The sequence below is a fragment of the Pseudomonas marginalis genome (assembly GCF_008692035.1).
Taxonomy (GTDB): domain Bacteria; phylum Pseudomonadota; class Gammaproteobacteria; order Pseudomonadales; family Pseudomonadaceae; genus Aquipseudomonas; species Aquipseudomonas marginalis.
Genome location: NZ_VTFG01000001.1, coordinates 3,505,622 through 3,524,903 on the forward strand (window position 1 = coordinate 3,505,622; position 19,282 = coordinate 3,524,903).

15 protein-coding genes are annotated in these 19,282 nt (G+C 59.7%); 12 read left to right on the forward strand and 3 right to left on the reverse strand.

Annotation, left to right across the window (positions count from 1 at the left end; translation table 11 throughout):
* The first annotated feature begins 80 nt into the window (after positions 1–80).
* From apaG to FX984_RS16505, 7 genes are all read left to right on the forward strand, one after another.
* Entirely contained in the window at positions 81–461 is a 381-nt protein-coding gene (apaG, locus tag FX984_RS16475) for a Co2+/Mg2+ efflux protein ApaG (RefSeq protein WP_027605913.1), read from the forward strand.
* On the forward strand, positions 461–1,312 hold the full coding sequence (locus FX984_RS16480) for a symmetrical bis(5'-nucleosyl)-tetraphosphatase (protein WP_027605914.1): 852 nt from the start codon (positions 461–463) through the stop codon (positions 1,310–1,312). Before apaG ends, FX984_RS16480 begins: the two co-directional genes overlap by 1 nt.
* Positions 1,313–1,321: 9 nt before the next feature.
* Complete coding sequence (glpE, locus tag FX984_RS16485) at positions 1,322–1,651, forward strand: thiosulfate sulfurtransferase GlpE (RefSeq protein ID WP_092355517.1); 330 nt, start codon at positions 1,322–1,324, stop codon at positions 1,649–1,651.
* Between the two features lie 285 nt (positions 1,652–1,936).
* On the forward strand, positions 1,937–3,859 hold the full coding sequence (locus FX984_RS16490) for a PrkA family serine protein kinase (protein ID WP_003194732.1): 1,923 nt from the start codon (positions 1,937–1,939) through the stop codon (positions 3,857–3,859).
* A gap of 113 nt (positions 3,860–3,972) precedes the next feature.
* Positions 3,973–5,244 carry a YeaH/YhbH family protein gene (locus FX984_RS16495; protein ID WP_027605916.1) on the forward strand — a complete coding sequence of 424 codons (1,272 nt, stop codon included), beginning with the start codon at positions 3,973–3,975 and terminating at the stop codon, positions 5,242–5,244.
* Positions 5,241–6,806 (forward strand): SpoVR family protein, encoded by a 1,566-nt coding sequence (locus tag FX984_RS16500; RefSeq protein WP_027605917.1) that lies wholly within the window; start codon positions 5,241–5,243, stop codon positions 6,804–6,806. The genes FX984_RS16495 and FX984_RS16500 overlap by 4 nt, the downstream gene beginning before the upstream one ends.
* Positions 6,807–6,869: 63 nt before the next feature.
* The gene (locus FX984_RS16505; protein WP_027605918.1) at positions 6,870–8,102 is read left to right on the forward strand and encodes a multifunctional CCA addition/repair protein; all 1,233 of its coding nucleotides are present in this window, start codon (positions 6,870–6,872) and stop codon (positions 8,100–8,102) included.
* Here the strand turns inward: FX984_RS16505 and folK are convergent.
* Both folK and folB read right to left on the reverse strand, forming a co-directional pair.
* The gene (gene folK, locus FX984_RS16510; protein WP_092355520.1) at positions 8,085–8,615 is read right to left on the reverse strand and encodes a 2-amino-4-hydroxy-6-hydroxymethyldihydropteridine diphosphokinase; all 531 of its coding nucleotides are present in this window, start codon (positions 8,613–8,615) and stop codon (positions 8,085–8,087) included. The genes FX984_RS16505 and folK overlap by 18 nt on opposite strands.
* Positions 8,606–8,959 carry a dihydroneopterin aldolase gene (folB, locus tag FX984_RS16515; protein WP_027605920.1) on the reverse strand — a complete coding sequence of 118 codons (354 nt, stop codon included), beginning with the start codon at positions 8,957–8,959 and terminating at the stop codon, positions 8,606–8,608. Before folB ends, folK begins: the two co-directional genes overlap by 10 nt.
* A gap of 72 nt (positions 8,960–9,031) precedes the next feature.
* On the opposite strand from folB, the gene plsY reads away from it, so the two are divergent.
* Positions 9,032–9,601 carry a glycerol-3-phosphate 1-O-acyltransferase PlsY gene (gene plsY / locus FX984_RS16520; protein WP_053131126.1) on the forward strand — a complete coding sequence of 190 codons (570 nt, stop codon included), beginning with the start codon at positions 9,032–9,034 and terminating at the stop codon, positions 9,599–9,601.
* Between the two features lie 33 nt (positions 9,602–9,634).
* Here the strand turns inward: plsY and tsaD are convergent, their stop codons facing one another.
* The gene (gene tsaD / locus FX984_RS16525; RefSeq protein ID WP_027605922.1) at positions 9,635–10,660 is read right to left on the reverse strand and encodes a tRNA (adenosine(37)-N6)-threonylcarbamoyltransferase complex transferase subunit TsaD; all 1,026 of its coding nucleotides are present in this window, start codon (positions 10,658–10,660) and stop codon (positions 9,635–9,637) included.
* Positions 10,661–10,863: 203 nt separating this feature from the next.
* Here tsaD and rpsU point away from each other — a divergent pair, with 203 nt between their 5' ends.
* The 4 genes from rpsU (at position 10,864) to FX984_RS16545 (ending at position 19,278) form a co-directional block, all read left to right on the forward strand.
* Entirely contained in the window at positions 10,864–11,079 is a 216-nt protein-coding gene (gene rpsU, locus FX984_RS16530; protein WP_002551877.1) for a 30S ribosomal protein S21, read from the forward strand.
* Positions 11,080–11,524: 445 nt separating this feature from the next.
* Complete coding sequence (gene dnaG / locus FX984_RS16535) at positions 11,525–13,495, forward strand: DNA primase (protein ID WP_027605924.1); 1,971 nt, start codon at positions 11,525–11,527, stop codon at positions 13,493–13,495.
* A gap of 67 nt (positions 13,496–13,562) precedes the next feature.
* Positions 13,563–15,413, forward strand: a complete 1,851-nt coding sequence (rpoD, locus tag FX984_RS16540; protein ID WP_027605925.1) for an RNA polymerase sigma factor RpoD — start codon at positions 13,563–13,565, stop codon at positions 15,411–15,413.
* 121 nt (positions 15,414–15,534) lie between these two features.
* Entirely contained in the window at positions 15,535–19,278 is a 3,744-nt protein-coding gene (locus tag FX984_RS16545; protein WP_098480832.1) for an EAL domain-containing protein, read from the forward strand.
* Positions 19,279–19,282: the final 4 nt, after the last annotated feature.

Here is a 19,282-nt window from a genome sequence, read left to right on the forward strand (position 1 = left end):
ATGTCTGGCCTAGTGCCCACCTCTTGGCCTAGACTGATCCGCATCTGCTGTCCTCCGCTTTTGCTTTTAAGGCCTCTTGCATGTCCGATCCTCGCTACCAGATCGACGTCAGCGTCGTCACCCGCTTCCTCGCGGACCAATCGCAACCTGAACAGAACCGCTTCGCCTTTGCCTACACCATCACGGTGAAAAACAACGGGCAGGTGCCGGCCAAGCTGCTGTCACGCCACTGGGTGATCACCGACGGTGACGGTCAGGTCGAGGAAGTTCGCGGCGCAGGCGTTGTCGGCCAACAACCGTTGATCGACATTGGCGCCAGCCACACTTACAGCAGCGGCACGGTAATGACCTCCAAGGTCGGCACCATGCAAGGCTCGTATCAGATGAAAGCCACTGATGGCAAACTGTTCGACGCCATCATCAAGCCTTTCCGCCTCGCCGTACCAGGCGCCCTGCACTGATGGCAACGTACGCGGTCGGCGACCTGCAAGGCTGTCTGGAGCCTCTCAAGTGCCTGCTTGAACGGGTGGCCTTCGACCCGGCGAACGATCGCCTGTGGCTGGTAGGCGACCTGGTCAATCGCGGCCCCGAGTCCCTGGAAACGCTACGTTACCTGTATAGCCTGCGGGATTCCCTGGTGTGCGTACTGGGCAACCATGACCTGCACCTGCTGGCGGCCGGCAATAACATCGAGCGCCTGAAAAAGGGCGATACCCTGCGGGAAATCCTCGAGGCGCCAGATCGTGCACAACTGCTTGACTGGCTGCGTCGACAAAAGATCATGCATTACGACGAAAGCCGCAATATGGCCTTGGTCCATGCCGGTATCCCGCCGCAGTGGACGCTGAAAAAAGCCCTCAAGTGCGCCGCCGAAGTCGAAAACGCCCTGGCCGATGACAGCCTGTACACCGCCTACCTCGACGGCATGTATGGCAACGAGCCAGTGAAGTGGGACAACGACCTTACCGGCGTCGCCCGCCTGCGGGTGATTACCAACTATTTCACACGCATGCGCTTCTGCACCGCCGAGGGCAAGCTGGACCTCAAGAGCAAGGAAGGCGTCGACACGGCACTGCCCGGCTACAAACCATGGTTTGCCCACAAGGAACGCAAGACCCGCGACACCAGGATAATCTTTGGTCACTGGGCAGCCCTTGAAGGCAAGTGCGACGAACCGGGCGTATTCGCCCTCGACACCGGCTGCGTATGGGGCGGCGCCATGACCCTGATGAACATCGACACCGGCGAGCGTCACGGCTGCCAGTGCCCACCCACTCTTCCCGTTACCCTGCCGGCTGCAGCCAGGCCATAGGAGCCCACCATGAGCGAATTCAAACGTATCCCTCCCGAACAAGCCCAGGCCCTGCGCGAGCAAGGTGCAGTGGTGGTCGATATCCGTGACCAGCCTACTTACGCCGCCGCCCATATCGCTGGCGCCCAGCACCTGGACAACGTCAACATCGCCGATTTCATCCGTACCGCCGACCTTGATGCACCGCTGATCGTGGCCTGCTACCACGGCAATTCCAGCCAGAGCGCAGCCGCCTACCTGGTCAGCCAGGGCTTCTCCGACGTCTACAGCCTGGATGGTGGCTTTGAGCTGTGGCGTACGACGTATCCTGCAGAAATTGCCTCCGGCGATTCGCAATAATTTTTTTCACACCCCGCTACCCCGCGTGACGCTTGGGCTCGCGCCGTTTCTGACGAACGGCGCAGTCAAACTAATTGCGCATCGCGCCTTGCCCTCTCAGATTCCGAACTATCCTTAAGCGCAGGCCATCCGAATCAGGGGAGAGCCGGTACACCGGCGTACGGGTCATCGGTAGCGTTTCAGGGTGTTCTGGGGGGAAAACAGCCATTGGCGTTCGTCAATGACTGCCAGCATCGACTGATAGATCCGGCGTCGGCTCCACGTATCGAGCGAGGTGACGACGTCATGAGTATTTTCAGCCACTTCCAACAACGCTTCGCGTCCACACAGCAGGAAGAACTCACGCTGCAAGAGTATCTCGAGCTGTGCAAGCAGGACCGCAGCACCTACGCATCTGCCGCCGAACGCCTGTTATTGGCGATCGGCGAGCCGGAGCTGGTGGAAACCGCCAACAATTCGCGCCTGTCGCGAATATTTTCCAACAAGGTGATCCGCCGCTATCCGGCCTTTGAAGACTTCCATGGGATGGAAGAATGCATCGACCAGATCGTCTCCTACTTCCGCCATGCCGCCCAAGGCCTGGAAGAGAAGAAACAGATCCTCTACCTGCTCGGCCCCGTTGGCGGTGGTAAATCGTCCCTGGCCGAAAAACTCAAGCAACTGATCGAGAAGGTGCCCTTCTACGCCATCAAGGGCTCACCGGTCTTCGAGTCGCCCCTGGGCCTGTTCAACGCCACGGAAGATGGCGCGATCCTCGAAGAAGACTTCGGCATCCCACGACGCTACCTCAACACCATCATGTCGCCCTGGGCCACCAAGCGCCTGGCCGAGTTTGGCGGCGATATCAGCCAGTTCCGCGTGGTGAAACTCTACCCGTCGATCCTCAACCAGATCGGCGTGGCCAAGACCGAACCGGGCGACGAGAACAACCAGGACATTTCGGCGCTGGTGGGCAAGGTCGATATCCGCAAGCTGGAAGAATTCCCGCAGAACGACGCCGACGCCTACAGCTACTCGGGCGCACTGTGCCGGGCCAACCAGGGCCTGATGGAATTCGTGGAAATGTTCAAGGCGCCGATCAAGGTGCTGCACCCACTCCTTACCGCCACCCAGGAAGGCAACTACAACAGTACCGAAGGCCTGGGCGCGATTCCGTTCACCGGGATCCTGCTGGCGCACTCCAACGAATCGGAATGGCACACCTTCCGCAACAACAAGAACAATGAAGCCTTCATCGACCGGATCTACATCGTCAAGGTGCCGTACTGCCTGCGGGTCAGCGATGAAATCAAGATCTACGACAAGCTGCTGTTCAACAGCTCGCTGGCCAAGGCCCACTGCGCACCCGACACCCTGAAGATGCTCGCCCAGTTCACCGTGCTGTCGCGCCTCAAGGAGCCGGAAAACTCGAATATCTATTCGAAGATGCGCGTGTACGACGGCGAGAACCTCAAGGACACCGATCCCAAGGCCAAGTCGATCCAGGAATATCGCGACACAGCGGGCGTGGATGAAGGCATGAACGGCCTGTCGACGCGCTTTGCGTTCAAGATCCTGTCCAAGGTCTTCAACTTCGACCCCCATGAGATCGCCGCCAACCCGGTTCACCTGCTGTATGTGCTGGAGCAGCAGATCGAACAGGAACAATTCCAGGCCGAAACCCGCGAACGCTACCTGCGCTTCCTCAAGGAATACCTCGCGCCGCGCTACATCGAGTTTATCGGCAAGGAAATCCAGACCGCGTACCTGGAGTCCTACAGCGAGTACGGCCAGAACATCTTCGACCGCTACGTGCTGTATGCGGACTTCTGGATCCAGGACCAGGAATACCGCGACCCGGAAACCGGCGAAATCCTCAACCGCGTAGCCCTCAACGAAGAATTGGAGAAGATCGAAAAACCCGCCGGCATCAGCAATCCGAAGGATTTCCGCAACGAAATCGTCAACTTCGTACTGCGTGCCCGCGCCAATAACAACGGCAAGAACCCTACCTGGCTCAGCTACGAGAAGCTGCGGGTGGTCATCGAGAAGAAAATGTTCTCCAACACCGAGGATCTGCTGCCGGTCATCAGCTTCAATGCCAAGGCCAGCAAGGAGGACCAGCAAAAACACAACGACTTCGTCACACGAATGGTCGAGCGCGGCTACACCGACAAACAGGTACGACTGCTCTCCGAGTGGTACCTGCGGGTGCGCAAATCGCAGTAAGGCAGCGATGGGCGTCCACTGCCAGGTCATGGACCTGGCAGTTGACCGCTTGTCTCTAAGCTTCCAGCTCGCCGCTTGAAGCTTGTAACGTGAAGCTGCCCGGAGGGCTCCTCATGAGCTATGTGATCGACCGACGCCTTAATGGCAAGAACAAGAGCACGGTAAACCGCCAGCGTTTCCTGCGGCGTTACCGTGACCACATCAAAAAGGCCGTTGAAGAGGCCGTCAGCCGCCGTTCCATTACAGACATGGAGCATGGCGAACAAATCAGCATTCCCGGACGCGACATCGACGAACCGGTGCTGCACCACGGCCGGGGCGGCAAGCAGACTGTCGTGCACCCCGGCAATAAAGAGTTCACCACCGGCGAGCATATCCAGCGCCCGCAGGGCGGTGGCGGCGGTAAAGGCCCGGGCAAGGCCGGCAACTCCGGCGAAGGCATGGACGAGTTCGTGTTCCAGATCACCCAGGAAGAATTCCTCGAGTTTATGTTCGAAGACCTGGAACTGCCCAACCTGGTCAAACGTAACCTGACCGGCACCGATACCTTCAAGACCGTACGCGCCGGGATCAGCAACGAAGGCAACCCCTCTCGAATCAACATCATCCGCACGCTGCGCTCGGCCCATGCGCGGCGTATCGCCCTGTCGGGCAGCAGCCGCGCCAAATTGAGGGCGGCGAAGGAAGAGTTGGCGCGTTTAAAGCGCGAAGAGCCGGACAACTTCGGCGATATCCAGGAAATCGAGGTGGAAATAGAGAAACTCAGCGCGCGCATCCACCGCGTACCGTTCCTCGATACCTTTGACCTCAAGTACAACCTGCTGGTCAAGCAGCCCAACCCCAGCTCAAAAGCCGTGATGTTTTGCCTGATGGACGTGTCAGGCTCGATGACCCAGGCGACCAAGGACATCGCCAAGCGTTTCTTTATCCTGCTGTACCTGTTTCTGAAGCGGAACTACGACAAGATCGACGTGGTGTTCATCCGCCATCACACCAGCGCACGGGAAGTGGATGAGGAGGAGTTTTTCTACTCGAGGGAAACCGGCGGCACCATCGTGTCCAGCGCCTTGAAGCTGATGCAGGAGATCATGGCCGAGCGCTACCCGGCCAACGAGTGGAATATCTACGCGGCCCAGGCCTCCGACGGCGACAACTGGAACGACGATTCGCCGATCTGCCGCGACATCCTGATCAACCACATCATGCCGTTTGTGCAGTACTACACTTACGTCGAAATCACCCCCCGTGAGCACCAGGCACTGTGGTTCGAATACGAGCGCATCGGCGAAGCCTTTGCCGACACGTTCGCACAACAGCAACTGGTCTCGGCCGGCGATATCTATCCGGTCTTCCGTGAACTCTTCCAGCGCAGGTTAGTGACATGACCGCCAAAAAAGAGACTAAGCGCCAACCCATTTCCACCGGCTCCGAGTGGACCTTTGAACTGATCCAGGCCTATGACCGGGAAATCAGCCGCATCGCGGCGGGTTATGCCCTGGACACCTACCCCAACCAGATCGAAGTGATCACGGCCGAACAGATGATGGATGCCTACGCCTCCGTCGGTATGCCCCTGGGTTACCACCACTGGTCATACGGCAAACACTTCCTCAGTACCGAAAAGTCGTACACCCGGGGCCAGATGGGCCTGGCCTACGAGATCGTGATCAACTCCGACCCGTGCATCGCCTACCTGATGGAAGAAAACACCATCTGCATGCAGGCGCTGGTGGTGGCCCATGCCTGCTATGGGCACAACAGTTTCTTCAAGGGCAACTACCTGTTCCGCACCTGGACCGACGCCAGCTCGATCATCGATTACCTGGTGTTCGCCAAGCAGTACATCATGCAGTGCGAGGAGCGCCACGGTATCGACGCCGTGGAGGACTTGCTCGACTCCTGCCATGCCCTGATGAACTATGGCGTCGACCGCTACAAGCGCCCATACCCTATTTCTGCCGAGGAAGAGCGCCTGCGCCAGAAGGAGCGCGAGGAGCACCTGCAGAAGCAGATCAACGACCTGTGGCGCACCATTCCCAAACGCGCCGGCAAGAACAGCGACAAGGACAACGCGCGGTTCCCCGCCGAACCCCAGGAAAACATCCTGTATTTCCTGGAAAAGCACGCACCGCTGCTGGAGCCGTGGCAACGGGAAATCGTGCGTATCGTACGCAAGATCGCCCAGTACTTTTACCCACAGCGCCAGACCCAGGTGATGAACGAAGGTTGGGCAACGTTCTGGCACTACACGCTGATGAACGACCTGTACGACGAAGGCCTGGTCACCGACGGCTTCATGATGGAGTTCCTGACGTCCCACACCAGCGTGGTGTTCCAACCCGGCTTCGACAGCCCGTATTACAGCGGGATCAACCCTTACGCGCTGGGTTTTGCCATGTACCGCGATATTCGGCGCATGTGCGAACACCCCACCGATGAAGACCGCCGCTGGTTCCCGGAAATCGCCGGCAGTGACTGGCTGTCGACGATCAAGTTCGCCATGAGCAGCTTCAAGGATGAGAGCTTTATCCTGCAGTACCTCTCACCCCAGGTGATCCGCGACCTCAAACTGTTCAGCATCCTGGATGATGACCTCAAGGATGACCTGGTGGTGCCGGCCATCCACGATGAACCCGGCTACCGCACCATCCGTGAAACCCTGGCGGCGCAATACAACCTGGGCAACCGTGAGCCCAACGTGCAGATCTACAGCATCGATGTGCGCGGCGACCGCTCTCTGACCCTGCGCCACCAGCAGCACGACCGCAAACCCCTGGGCGAATCCACCGAAGAAGTGCTCAAGCACCTGCATCGGCTCTGGGGCTTCGACATCCACCTGGAAACCCTGCAAGGCGACCAAGTGATGAAGACCCACCATGTGCCACCGCGCAACGATCACAACGACAACGACTACGGCCGCCTGGACCTGGCCGTCGTTCATCTCTGAAACAGCAAAGCCTCCATTGGCCAGGCACAGGCGGTATCCTGTGCCGCTAATGGAGGCTTTTTCATGAAAATCTACAAAGTCGGCGGCGCCGTGCGTGACCGCCTGCTGGGCATCAAGGTCACCGATGTCGACCGCGTGGTCGTCGGCGCGAGCACCCAAGAGATGCTCGCCAAGGGTTTCAAGCCAGTGGGTTCGGACTTCCCGGTGTTCCTGGACCCGAAAAACGGCGATGAGTACGCCCTGGCCCGCACCGAGCGCAAGAGTGGTCGGGGTTACGGTGGTTTTGTGTTTCACGCCAGCCCCGAGGTGACGCTGGAAGAAGACCTGATCCGTCGCGACCTGACCATCAACGCCATGGCCGAAGACGACGACGGTAACCTGACTGATCCGTATCACGGCCAGCGCGACCTTGAGTCCCGCATACTTCGTCACGTTTCCCCCGCATTCGCCGAAGATCCACTCAGAGTTCTCCGTGTCGCCCGTTTTGCCGCGCGCTACGCACACCTGGGTTTTACGGTAGCACCGGAGACGCTGGAGCTGATGCGTCAACTCAGCGAGTCCGGTGAATTGGAAGCCCTGACCCCAGAGCGCAGCTGGAAAGAAATCTCCAGGGCGTTGATGGAAGATCAGCCAGAGGTGTTTATCCAGGTACTTCGGGACTGTAATGCGCTGAAGATCTTGATGCCGGAAGTGGACGCACTCTTTGGCGTGCCACAACCCGAGGCCCATCACCCCGAGATCGACACGGGTGTGCACACCTTGAGCGTGCTGGAACAAGCTGCCGTGCACAAACAGCCCCTGACCGTACGCTGGGCCTGCCTGCTGCATGACCTGGGCAAGGGCCTGACGCCTGTGGATAAGTTACCGCAGCACATCGCTCATGAGCATCGAGGCTTGAAGCTGATCAAGGCCGTCAATGAGCGCTTCAAAGTGCCAAGGGATTGCCAGGAATTGGCGCTATTGGTGGGCCAGTATCACACCCACGGTCATCGCGCGCTGGAGCTGAAAGCCTCGACGCTGCTGGAGTTGCTGCAAAGTTTTGACGTATACCGCAGGCCACAGCGCTTTGAGGAGTTTGTGGTCGCCTGCGAAATGGATGCCCGGGGCCGCAAGGGGCTGGAGCGAAGAAGTTACCCACAGGCGGATTACTTACGCGGCGCGGCGAAAGCAGCGCGCGAGGTTGCAGTTGCGCCACTGCTTGAGCGGGGATTCAAGGGGCCGGAGTTGGGCGAGGCGCTCAAGCGTGAACGACTCAGGGCACTCAAAGCCTACAAGGAACTACACAAACCCTTGTAGGAGCGAGTCCGGGGTGAGTTGCTGGCCCTGCCATTCAAACCCGACAGGCGCCAGCACCTGATCAATCTGAGCATCACGCCACAACGCAGCCATCGTCTTGCCCGCTTCAGGGTGCACCCGATCCGGCGCCATCATCGACAGCGGCCACAGCACAAAGGCATTTTTCAGGATCTCCGCCCGCGGCAGGATCAAACCATCGAAGTCACCCACCAACTCGCCATACAGCAGCACGTCGATATCCAGCGGCAGGCCTTTGCGATCCGGCGCATAGCGGCCATTGTCAGCCTCGATGGATTTCAACCGGCGATCCAGCTCCACCAACGACAGGTCGGTATAGGCCGACACCACCAGATTGAAGAACGGCCCGCTTTTGATGCCCACCGGCTGGCTCTCGAACACCGCCGAGCAACGCATATCCGTCAGGAAACTCGCCAACGCGTCGAGCCCGGCGCGCAGGTGGGGCTCGCGCTCGATATTACTACCGAGGCCAAGGTAAACCTGAGTCAGCGACATCCGCGCTCAATCTCCACGCCTACACCCTTGGCAGCCGGCACTGCGCCGGGCTTGGTCAGCCTGAGGTGCAGCCAGGGAATCTGGAACTCGCTCATCAGCACTTCGGCCAGGCGTTCGGCAAAGGTCTCGACCAGCTGGTACTGGGACTGCTCGGCAAAGGCCTGGATCCGCGCGGACACGCTGGCGTAATCCAGGGCCAGGGCCAGGTCGTCGCCAGCCGCAGCCGGGCGGTTATCCCAAGCGAAGCTCAGGTCCAGGCGCAGGCATTGGCGGATCCCGCGCTCCCAGTCGTAGGCCCCGATCACGGTGTCGACTTCCAGGCCTTCGATAAACACTCTGTCCAAGCTCTTCTCCGCAGCACGACAAGGGCGCGATGCCCCGTTAGAATCAGGGCATCCTCGCCCGGAATAGTTAGCATGTTTTGGTCACTGGCGATTCTCGCCTACCTGCTCGGCTCGCTGTCCTTCGCCATTTTGCTCAGCCGCCTGACGGGAAATCCCGACCCGCGAATGAGTGGTTCAGGCAATGCCGGCGCCACCAATATGTTGCGCCTGGCCGGCAAGAAGCTCGCCGTACTGACGCTGCTGGGCGACGTATGCAAGGGCCTGTTGCCCGTACTGATCGCCAACCTCGCCGGCCTGACCCTGCAGCAGCAGGCCTGGGTGGGCGTGTGCGCCGTCCTCGGTCATCTGTTTCCCCTGTACTTCCGTTTTCGCGGCGGTAAAGGTGTCGCCACGGCAGCCGGCATGCTGCTGGGGATCTACCCGCCGGCGGCATTGCTGGCCGTGCTCGCCTGGTTGCTGACGTTCTACCTGACCCGCACCAGCTCGCTGGCAGCTCTGATCGCCACACCGCTCACCCTGCCGTTGCTGGCCTGGCAGGAACCGGCGGCGCTGCTGCCGATGAGCGTGCTGACACTGCTGATCGTCTGGCGACACCGGGGCAATCTACGCGACCTGTTTGCCGGGCGCGAACGGCATTTTTAAATACCGCCAATGAGCCCGACTCATGTTGCACACTTACAAGGGCGGCAGCTGCTCCATCGGCCAGCGCGCCTGCACGCTGATCGCCAGGCTTTCGTGCTGCCCCGCCTGCAGGCGCTGACAACCGGCATAGGCGATCATCGCGCCGTTGTCGGTGCAGAACTCAGGGCGGGCGTAGAACACATCACCCTTCATATCACCGAGCATCTTTTCCAATGAACTGCGCAACGCCTTGTTGGCGCTGACGCCACCGGCGATCACCAGGCGCTTCATGCCGGCCTGTTTCAGGGCGCGCTTGCACTTGATGGTCAAAGTCTCCACCACGGCCTGCTGGAACGCCAGCGCGATGTCGCAACGGGCTTGCTCACTGTCGTCCCCGGCGCTGACACTGTGCTGCCAGGTATTCAATGCGGAGGTTTTCAAGCCGCTGAAGCTGAACATCAGGCCAGGGCGATCGCACATCGGGCGCGGGAAGGTGTAGCGACCGACAACGCCTTTTTCGGCAAGGCGGGCAATTTCCGGCCCACCCGGGTAATTGAGGCCCATCATCTTCGCGGTCTTGTCGAAAGCTTCGCCGGCGGCGTCGTCCAAGGACTCGCCCAACAGCGTGTATTGACCGATTCCGTCGACCTGGACCAGCTGCGTATGCCCGCCCGAAACCAACAAAGCGACGAACGGGAACTGCGGCGGGTTTTCTTCCAGCATCGGCGCCAGTAAATGGCCTTCCATATGGTGCACGCCGAGGGCCGGAATGCCCCAGGCAAAAGCCAGCGCCTGGGCACAAGAGGCGCCAACCAGAAGGGCTCCGACCAATCCGGGGCCCGCCGTATAGGCAATCGCATCGATCTCGGTCGGCACGCAACCGGCCTCGTCCAACACCTGGCGAATCAACGGCAGCATACGTTTGACGTGATCACGACTGGCCAGCTCCGGCACAACGCCGCCATAGGCCCGATGCAAGTCGATCTGACTGAACAGTGCATCGGCCAAAAGCCCGCGTTCACTGTCGTAAAGTGCGACACCGGTTTCGTCGCAGGAGGTTTCAAGTCCCAGTACTAGCATGGGTTTGCGCCTTGTAGAGGCTGAATTCGAAGGCGCGCATAATAGTCGCCACTCCCCCTCCCGACTAGCGGTTTTCGATCAGAGGCTTTGCATTCCTGCCAATGAGGGGTTAACATCCGCAACCCTTAAAAACCGACGACCTCAGCCGCGAATTTTTTGCGACGAGAACGTTGATTCCCGGTAATGAAAGAAGGTAGCTCTGGATGCCAGCCGTCAAAGTAAAAGAGAACGAACCCTTCGACGTAGCTCTGCGTCGTTTCAAGCGCTCCTGCGAAAAAGCCGGTGTTCTGGCTGAAGTTCGTAGCCGCGAATTTTATGAGAAGCCAACTTCTGAGCGTAAGCGTAAAGCAGCAGCCGCTGTTAAGCGTCACGCCAAGAAAGTTCAGCGCGAACAGCGCCGCGCCGTTCGTCTGTACTAATACACAGACGTTCGTAGCAAGCTTCTGCCAAGCCCGGCCCTCAGCCGGGCTGTTGGCATTTGCGGATATCGCTTGATGCTTCATCGTTGACGCCGCACACGCGACTGATACACCTGCTTCAAACGTCAGGACTGGCTCTTTTGCCAGCGGTGCACGTCTCTTCTGACGAGCCTAACAAGGCTACTGACGAGCACACTCATTTTATAAGCAGGCGATCAACTGTATCGGCTGTGCCCAGCGACGAGCATCCGAGGCCACGATTGGCCGGCGCCGGACTCGAGGGCAACATTTCCAGGCCGACACACTGATTGAAACTAACGTCAGTGAATGTTCGGCAGATACACTTCCTGACAGCCCAAGCAGACGATTGATGGTCAAGCCATTCGATACGTGCGCTTGAGCACTTCACGGGCACTCATTTACACGCAGTGATGACGAGAACGCCATGGCCGGGCTGATTCCCCAGAGCTTTATTGACGACCTTCTGAACCGCACCGACATTGTCGATGTTGTCAGCTCGCGCCTGCAATTGAAGAAAGCCGGCAAAAACTACACGGCCTGCTGCCCGTTCCACAAGGAAAAAACCCCGTCGTTCAGCGTCAGCCCCGACAAGCAGTTCTACTACTGCTTCGGCTGCGGCGCAGGCGGCAACGCCCTCGGCTTCCTGATGGACCACGACAACCTGGACTTCCCCCAGGCGATCGAGGACCTGGCGAAAGCCGCCGGCATGGAAGTCCCCCGCGAAGAAAGTGGCCGCCCGCATAAACCACGGCAACCCACCGACTCGCCGCTGTACCCCCTGCTGACTGCCGCTGCCGACTTCTACCGTCAAGCCCTTAAAAGCCATCCGCAGCGCAAGGCCGCCGTCGACTACCTGAAAGGGCGCGGCCTGACCGGCGAAATCGCCCGGGACTTCGGCCTCGGCTTTGCTCCACCTGGCTGGGACAACCTGTACAAACACCTGAGCAGCGATACCCTGCAGCAAAAAGCCATGATCGACGCCGGCCTCCTGGTTGAGAACGCCGAGACCGGCAAGCGCTACGACCGCTTCCGCGACCGCGTGATGTTCCCGATCCGCGACAGCCGTGGTCGCATCATCGCCTTCGGCGGCCGAGTGCTGGGGGATGACAAGCCCAAGTACCTGAACTCCCCGGAAACCCCGGTATTCCACAAGGGCCAGGAACTCTATGGCCTGTTCGAGGCGCGCAAGAACAATCGAAACCTCGATGAAATCATCGTGGTCGAAGGCTATATGGACGTGATCGCCCTGGCCCAGCAAGGTTTGCGCAACGCCGTGGCCACCCTCGGCACCGCCACCAGCGAAGAACACTTGAAGCGCCTGTTTCGCGTCGTGCCAAGCGTGCTGTTCTGCTTCGACGGCGACCAGGCCGGCCGCAACGCCGCCTGGCGCGCGCTCGAAGCCACCCTGTCGAGCCTGCAGGATGGGCGCCGCGCGCGCTTTCTGTTCCTGCCCGAAGGGGAAGACCCGGACACCCTGGTGCGCTCCGAAGGCACCGACGCATTCCGCGCCCGCATCAATCAACATGCGCAACCGTTGGCGGATTATTTCTTCCAGCAACTGACCGAAGAAGCCGACCCACGCTCCCTCGAAGGCAAGGCCCATATGGCCACCCTCGCGGCACCCTTGATCGACAAGGTTCCGGGCGCGAACCTGCGCACCCTGATGCGCCAACGCCTGCTGGAAATTACCGGGCTGAGTGGCGAGGCCGTCAGCCAGCTGGTGCACAGCGCGCCGCAGGACGCGCCGCCTGCCTACGACCCAGGCATGGATTATGACGCCATGCCGGACTATGCCGACTTCCATCAACCCCAGGAGGCGTATGCCCCCCAGCAGGAATGGACGCCGAAGAAGCCCGGTGCCGGCGGCAAGAAATGGGACAAGAAACCCTGGAGCAAAAACGGCAAGCGCGGCGATCGCGATGAAGCCTATGCCCCGCGCACACCGGTCGCCGTAGAAGCGCCCACATTGATTGCCCTGCGCACGCTTATCCACCACCCGCAATTAGCGAGCAAGGTTGAAAGCGCCGACCATTTTGCCAACGCGAGCAATACCTACGCTCAGGTGCTGATCGCACTGATCGAGGCCGTGCAGAAAAATCCTAAGCTAAACTCCATTCAGCTGATGGCTCGCTGGCATGGCACAGAACAGGGTCGTTTGTTGAAGGCGCTCGCGGAAAAGGAGTGGCTAATTGACGGCGATAACCTTGAACAACAGTTTTTAGACACCATTACTAGGTTATCCGCGGGCCAGCACACGCAGACCCTCGATGAACTCATCAAGAGAGCAAGACAGCCGGGATTATCGGCTGAAGAGCAAATTCAGATAGCAAAACAGATGCGCGACCTCTTAAAACAGAATGTTTCCGCATCAAACCCGACCTCAGCTGGCGTGTGAGGTCATAGCTCGGGTATAATCCTCGGCTTGTTTTTTGCCCGCCAAGACCTTCAGTGGATAGGGTGTTATGTCCGGAAAAGCGCAACAGCAGTCTCGTATCAAAGAGTTGATCACCCTTGGTCGTGAGCAGAAGTATCTGACTTACGCAGAGGTCAACGATCACCTGCCTGAGGATATTTCAGATCCAGAGCAGGTGGAAGACATCATCCGCATGATTAATGACATGGGGATCCCCGTACACGAGAGTGCTCCGGATGCGGACGCCCTTATGTTGGCCGACGCCGATACCGACGAGGCAGCCGCTGAAGAAGCCGCTGCCGCGTTGGCCGCGGTGGAGACCGACATCGGTCGCACGACTGACCCTGTGCGCATGTATATGCGTGAAATGGGTACCGTCGAGTTGCTGACACGCGAAGGCGAGATCGAAATCGCCAAGCGTATCGAAGAGGGTATCCGTGAAGTGATGGGCGCAATCGCGCACTTCCCTGGCACGGTTGACCACATTCTCTCCGAGTACACTCGCGTCACCACCGAAGGTGGCCGCCTGTCCGACGTCCTGAGCGGTTATATCGACCCGGACGACGGCATCGCGCCGCCTGCTGCAGAAGTACCGCCGCCTGTCGATGCCAAAGCCGCGAAAGCGGACGATGACACCGAAGACGACGATGCCGAAGCCAGCACCGACGACGAAGATGAAGTCGAAAGCGGCCCAGACCCGATCATTGCTGCCCAGCGTTTCGGCGCGGTTTCCGATCAAATGGAAATCACCCGCAAGGCCCTGAAAAAGCACGGTCGCTCCAACAAGCTGGCAATTGCCGAGCTGCTGGCGCTGGCTGAGCTGTTCATGCCGATCAAGCTGGTACCGAAGCAATTCGAAGGCCTGGTTGAACGTGTTCGTAGCGCCCTTGAACGCCTGCGTGCACAAGAGCGTGCGATCATGCAGCTCTGTGTCCGTGATGCGCGCATGCCGCGTACCGACTTCCTGCGCCAGTTCCCGGGCCACGAAGTGGACGAAAGCTGGAGCGACGCCCTGGCCAAAGGCAAGGCGAAGTACGCTGAAGCCATTGGCCGCCTGCAGCCGGACATCATCCGTTGCCAGCAGAAGCTGACCGCACTCGAGACCGAAACCGGTCTGACGATTGCCGAGATCAAGGACATCAACCGTCGCATGTCGATCGGTGAGGCCAAGGCCCGCCGCGCGAAGAAAGAGATGGTTGAAGCGAACTTGCGTCTGGTGATCTCCATCGCCAAGAAGTACACCAACCGTGGCCTGCAATTCCTCGATCTGATCCAGGAAGGCAACATCGGCTTGATGAAGGCTGTGGACAAGTTCGAATACCGTCGCGGCTACAAGTTCTCGACTTATGCCACCTGGTGGATCCGTCAGGCGATCACTCGCTCGATCGCCGACCAGGCCCGCACCATCCGTATTCCGGTGCACATGATCGAGACGATCAACAAGCTCAACCGTATTTCCCGGCAGATGTTGCAGGAAATGGGTCGCGAACCGACCCCGGAAGAGCTGGGCGAACGCATGGAAATGCCTGAGGATAAAATCCGCAAGGTATTGAAGATCGCTAAAGAGCCGATCTCCATGGAAACCCCGATCGGTGATGACGAAGACTCCCACCTGGGTGACTTCATCGAAGACTCGACCATGCAGTCGCCAATCGATGTCGCCACTGTTGAGAGCCTTAAGGAAGCGACCCGCGACGTACTGTCCGGCCTCACTGCCCGTGAAGCCAAGGTACTGCGCATGCGTTTCGGCATCGACATGAATACCGACCACACCCTTGAGGAAGTCGGTAAGCAGTTTGACGTGACCCGCGAGCGGATCCGCCAGATCGAAGCCAAGGCGTTGCGCAAGTTGCGCCACCCGACGCGAAGCGAGCATCTGCGCTCCTTCCTCGACGAGTGACACCAGAACCCCCGGCCCAGGCCGGGGGTTTTGCTTTGTACAGATAAAATCCTGCGCAAATCCCCTCCCCCGCAATGCCCGTCTACACTCGAAACATTCCCCGTGCCATAACGAGACCGTTATGCCCAGATTGCCGACTGTGTTACTGCTGTCGCTGCTGACCTGGACCGCAACGGCTGGCGCGTTGACTCTTAGCGATGATGAGCGTGGCTGGCTGGCGGACCATCAGGAGTTGCGCGTGGGGGTGGACGCCTCCTGGCCACCCTTCGAATACCGTGATGAAGAGGGCCGCTACCAAGGCTTGGCGGCGGACTACGTACGCCTGATCCAGGAACGCCTGGGGGTCAGGATCAAACTGATTGAGCCGGTCAATTGGAGTGCCTTGCTGGAGCAGGCACGCCACAGCCAACTCGACCTGCTGCCGGGCATCATGTCTACCCCCGAACGCCAGGACTTCATGGCATTCACACGCCCTTACCTGGACTTTCCCATTGTCATCCTCGCCCATGAAGGCGGCGCCCGACCACGCAACCTCAATGACCTTTATGGGCTGAAGATTGCCGTGGTGGAAAACTATGCCCCCCATGAACTGCTACGCACCCACCATCCAGACCTCAACCTGGTGGCTCTGCCCAATGTCAGTTCGACGCTGCAGGCCTTGGCCACCGACGAAGTCGACGCCGTGGTGGGCGACCTCGCGTCGAGCGTCTGGAGTCTGCGCCAGCTCAAGCTCGATGGCCTGTACGTAAGTGGCGAAACGCCGTACCGCTATCAATTGGCGATGGGCGTACCACGGGACAACAAAATACTGGTGGGTATCCTGGACAAGGTTCTCGCCGACCTCAGCCCCGCTGAAACAGAAGCCATCCAGCAACACTGGGTGGGCAGCCTCACCGACCATCGTACGTTCTGGACCGACCTGCTGATGTACGGCCTGCCCGCGGTGCTGTTGTTGAGCACCGTTTTGGCCATCGTCATTCGGATCAATCGCCGGCTGAGTTCGGAAATTTCCCGCCGCGTCGCCCTCGAACAGGAACTGCGCAGCAGCGAATACCATTATCGCGGCCTGGTGGAGAGCCTGTCCGCCATCGCCTGGGAAGCCAGCGTTACCGATTTCACCTACAGCTATGTGTCACCCCACGCCGAGGACCTGCTCGGTTACCCGCGCGCCCATTGGCTGATTCCGGGCTTCTGGCGCAACATCATTCACCCCGCCGACCTCATCCGCGCCGAAGCCTATTGCTACCGGGAAACCCGCGCCAACCGCGACCACAGCATCGACTATCGGGTGATCACGGCGGACGGCCGCTGCCTTTGGGTGCGTGACATTGTGAGCCTGATCGAACACGGCCATGAACCAGTGTTGCGGGGCTTGATGATCGACATCAGCGAAGCCAAACGTACTGAAGAGGCGCTGCAGCTTTCCGAGCAAAAGTTTGCTTCCGTGTTTCAGCAATGCCCCGACATCCTGGTGATCGCGCGACTGTCCGATGGCTGCCTGCTTGAGGTCAACAAAGCATTTGAGGACCAAGTGGGCCTGAAAGCCGCAGAGGTGATCGGAAAAACCGCGACCGCCCTGAATATCTGGGGCATCCCCGGTATCGGCCCCGATCTGTTGAAACGCGTGCAAACCACCAGCATTCGCAACCTGGAAATGCCCTTTCTGCGCAGCAATGGCCAGGCCTTTATCGGGCTGATTTCCGCCGAACCGTTTCAACTCGACACCACCGAAGCCATTGTGGTGGTGGTCCGCGACATCACCCAACTCAAGGAAACCCAGCAACAACTGCAAATCTCCGAAGAGAAATTCGCCAAGGCCTTCCACGCCTCTCCCGATGGCTTGCTGCTGAGCCGCCAGCGGGATGGCCTGCTGATTGAAGTGAACGATGGTTTCAGTCGCATCACCGGCTTCAACAGTACGACATCCCTCGACCAATCGACCCTTGACCTGGGCATCTGGGTCGATCTTAACGAACGCAAGCACATGCTGGAGTTGATGCATCGAGATGGATACGTGCGTGACTTCATCTGCCATATACGCCGCAGCGACGGGCAGATCCGGCTGTGCGAAGTCTCCAGCCGCCCACTGCCAATTGCCGGTGAAGACTGCATGCTCACCATCGCCCGGGACATCACCGAGCGCCAGCTGATGCAGGAAAAACTGCAACAGGCCGCCACGGTATTCGAGAGTACCGCCGAGGGCGTATTGATCACCGACACGCGCCAGAACATCAGCGCCGTCAACCGCGCCTTCAGCGAGATCACCGGCTACAGTGAAGCCGAAGCCCTGGGCCAGACACCGCGCCTGCTCGCCTCCGGCCTGCATGACAGCGCCTTCTACGCCGCCATGTGGCACCAGTTGACGGCCCAAGGTCATTGGCAGGGCGAAATCTCCAACCGCCGCAAGAACGGCGAGTTGTACCCCAGCTGGCTGACCATCAGCGCCGTGCGCAACCGCGACCAGTTGATCACGCATTTTGTCGCGGTGTTTGCCGACATCTCCAGCCTCAAGCTGGCCCAGGCGCGCCTCGACTATCAGGCGCACCACGACCCACTGACCGGCCTGCCGAACCGCACGCTGTTTGAAAGTCGGCTGCAGGCGGCCCTCAACGGCCATCAGGAAACCGGCAAACAAGGCGCGGTGCTGTTTCTCGACCTGGATCGTTTCAAACACATCAATGACAGCCTCGGCCACCCGATCGGCGACCTGCTGCTCAAAGACATCGCCGTACGCCTCAAGGAGCAACTGCGTGACATCGACACCGTGGCGCGCCTGGGCGGCGATGAATTCATCATCCTTCTACCCGGCCTGCAACACGCCAGCGACGCCGAGCAACTGGCCAATAAGCTGCTGGCCTGCTTCACCCCACCGTTCCAGGCCGGCGAACACGAGTTCTTCATCAGCGCCAGCATCGGCACCAGCCTGTACCCCCAGGACGGTACCGACGTGGCCACCCTGGTCAAGAACGCCGACGCCGCGATGTACCGCTCCAAGGCCAAGGGCCGTAACCGGGTCGAAAGTTACACCCGCGACCTGACAGCCCAGGCCAACGAACGCGTGGCACTGGAGCACGAACTGCGGCGAGCCATCGAACGTGATGAGTTGGTCCTGTATTACCAGCCAAAACTGAGCCTGCTGACACAAGAATTGATCGGCGCCGAAGCCTTGATCCGCTGGCACCACCCCACCTTTGGCGACGTCTCGCCCGAACACTTCATTGCCCTGGCCGAAGAGAACGGCATGATCCTGCAGATTGGCGACTGGGTGCTGGAGCACGCCTGTCGGCAAATGCACACCTGGCAAAGCACTTTCGATGACTTTGGCCCACTATCGGTCAACCTCGCCGGCGCGCAACTGCGCCACCCTGGTTTACTGGCTCGTATCGAACAGCTACTGCGCGACTACAGCCTCGAACCGGGCTGCCTGCAATTGGAGATCACTGAAAACTTCATCATGAGCCAGGCCGAAGAAGCGCTGGCAGTCCTGCACCAACTCAAGCGCCTGGGCGTACAGCTGGCGATCGACGATTTCGGCACCGGCTATTCGTCCCTCAGCTATCTCAAGCGCCTGCCACTGGATTTCCTGAAGATCGACCAGTCCTTCGTCCGCGGCCTGCCTGACGACCCCCACGACGCAGCCATCGTGCGCGCCATCATCGCGCTGGGCCACAGCATGCAATTCACCATCATCGCAGAAGGCGTGGAGAACCCCGCGCAGCAAGCCTTCCTGGCTGCTGAAGGCTGCGAACAGATGCAGGGCTACATCGTCAGCCTGCCGCTACCGCCCGAGCTTTTTGCGGCGACCTTCCTTCGCAGGAGCATTGAGGATTTTTCGGATAGCACAGTAGAGAAACCATCGTTATAATCCG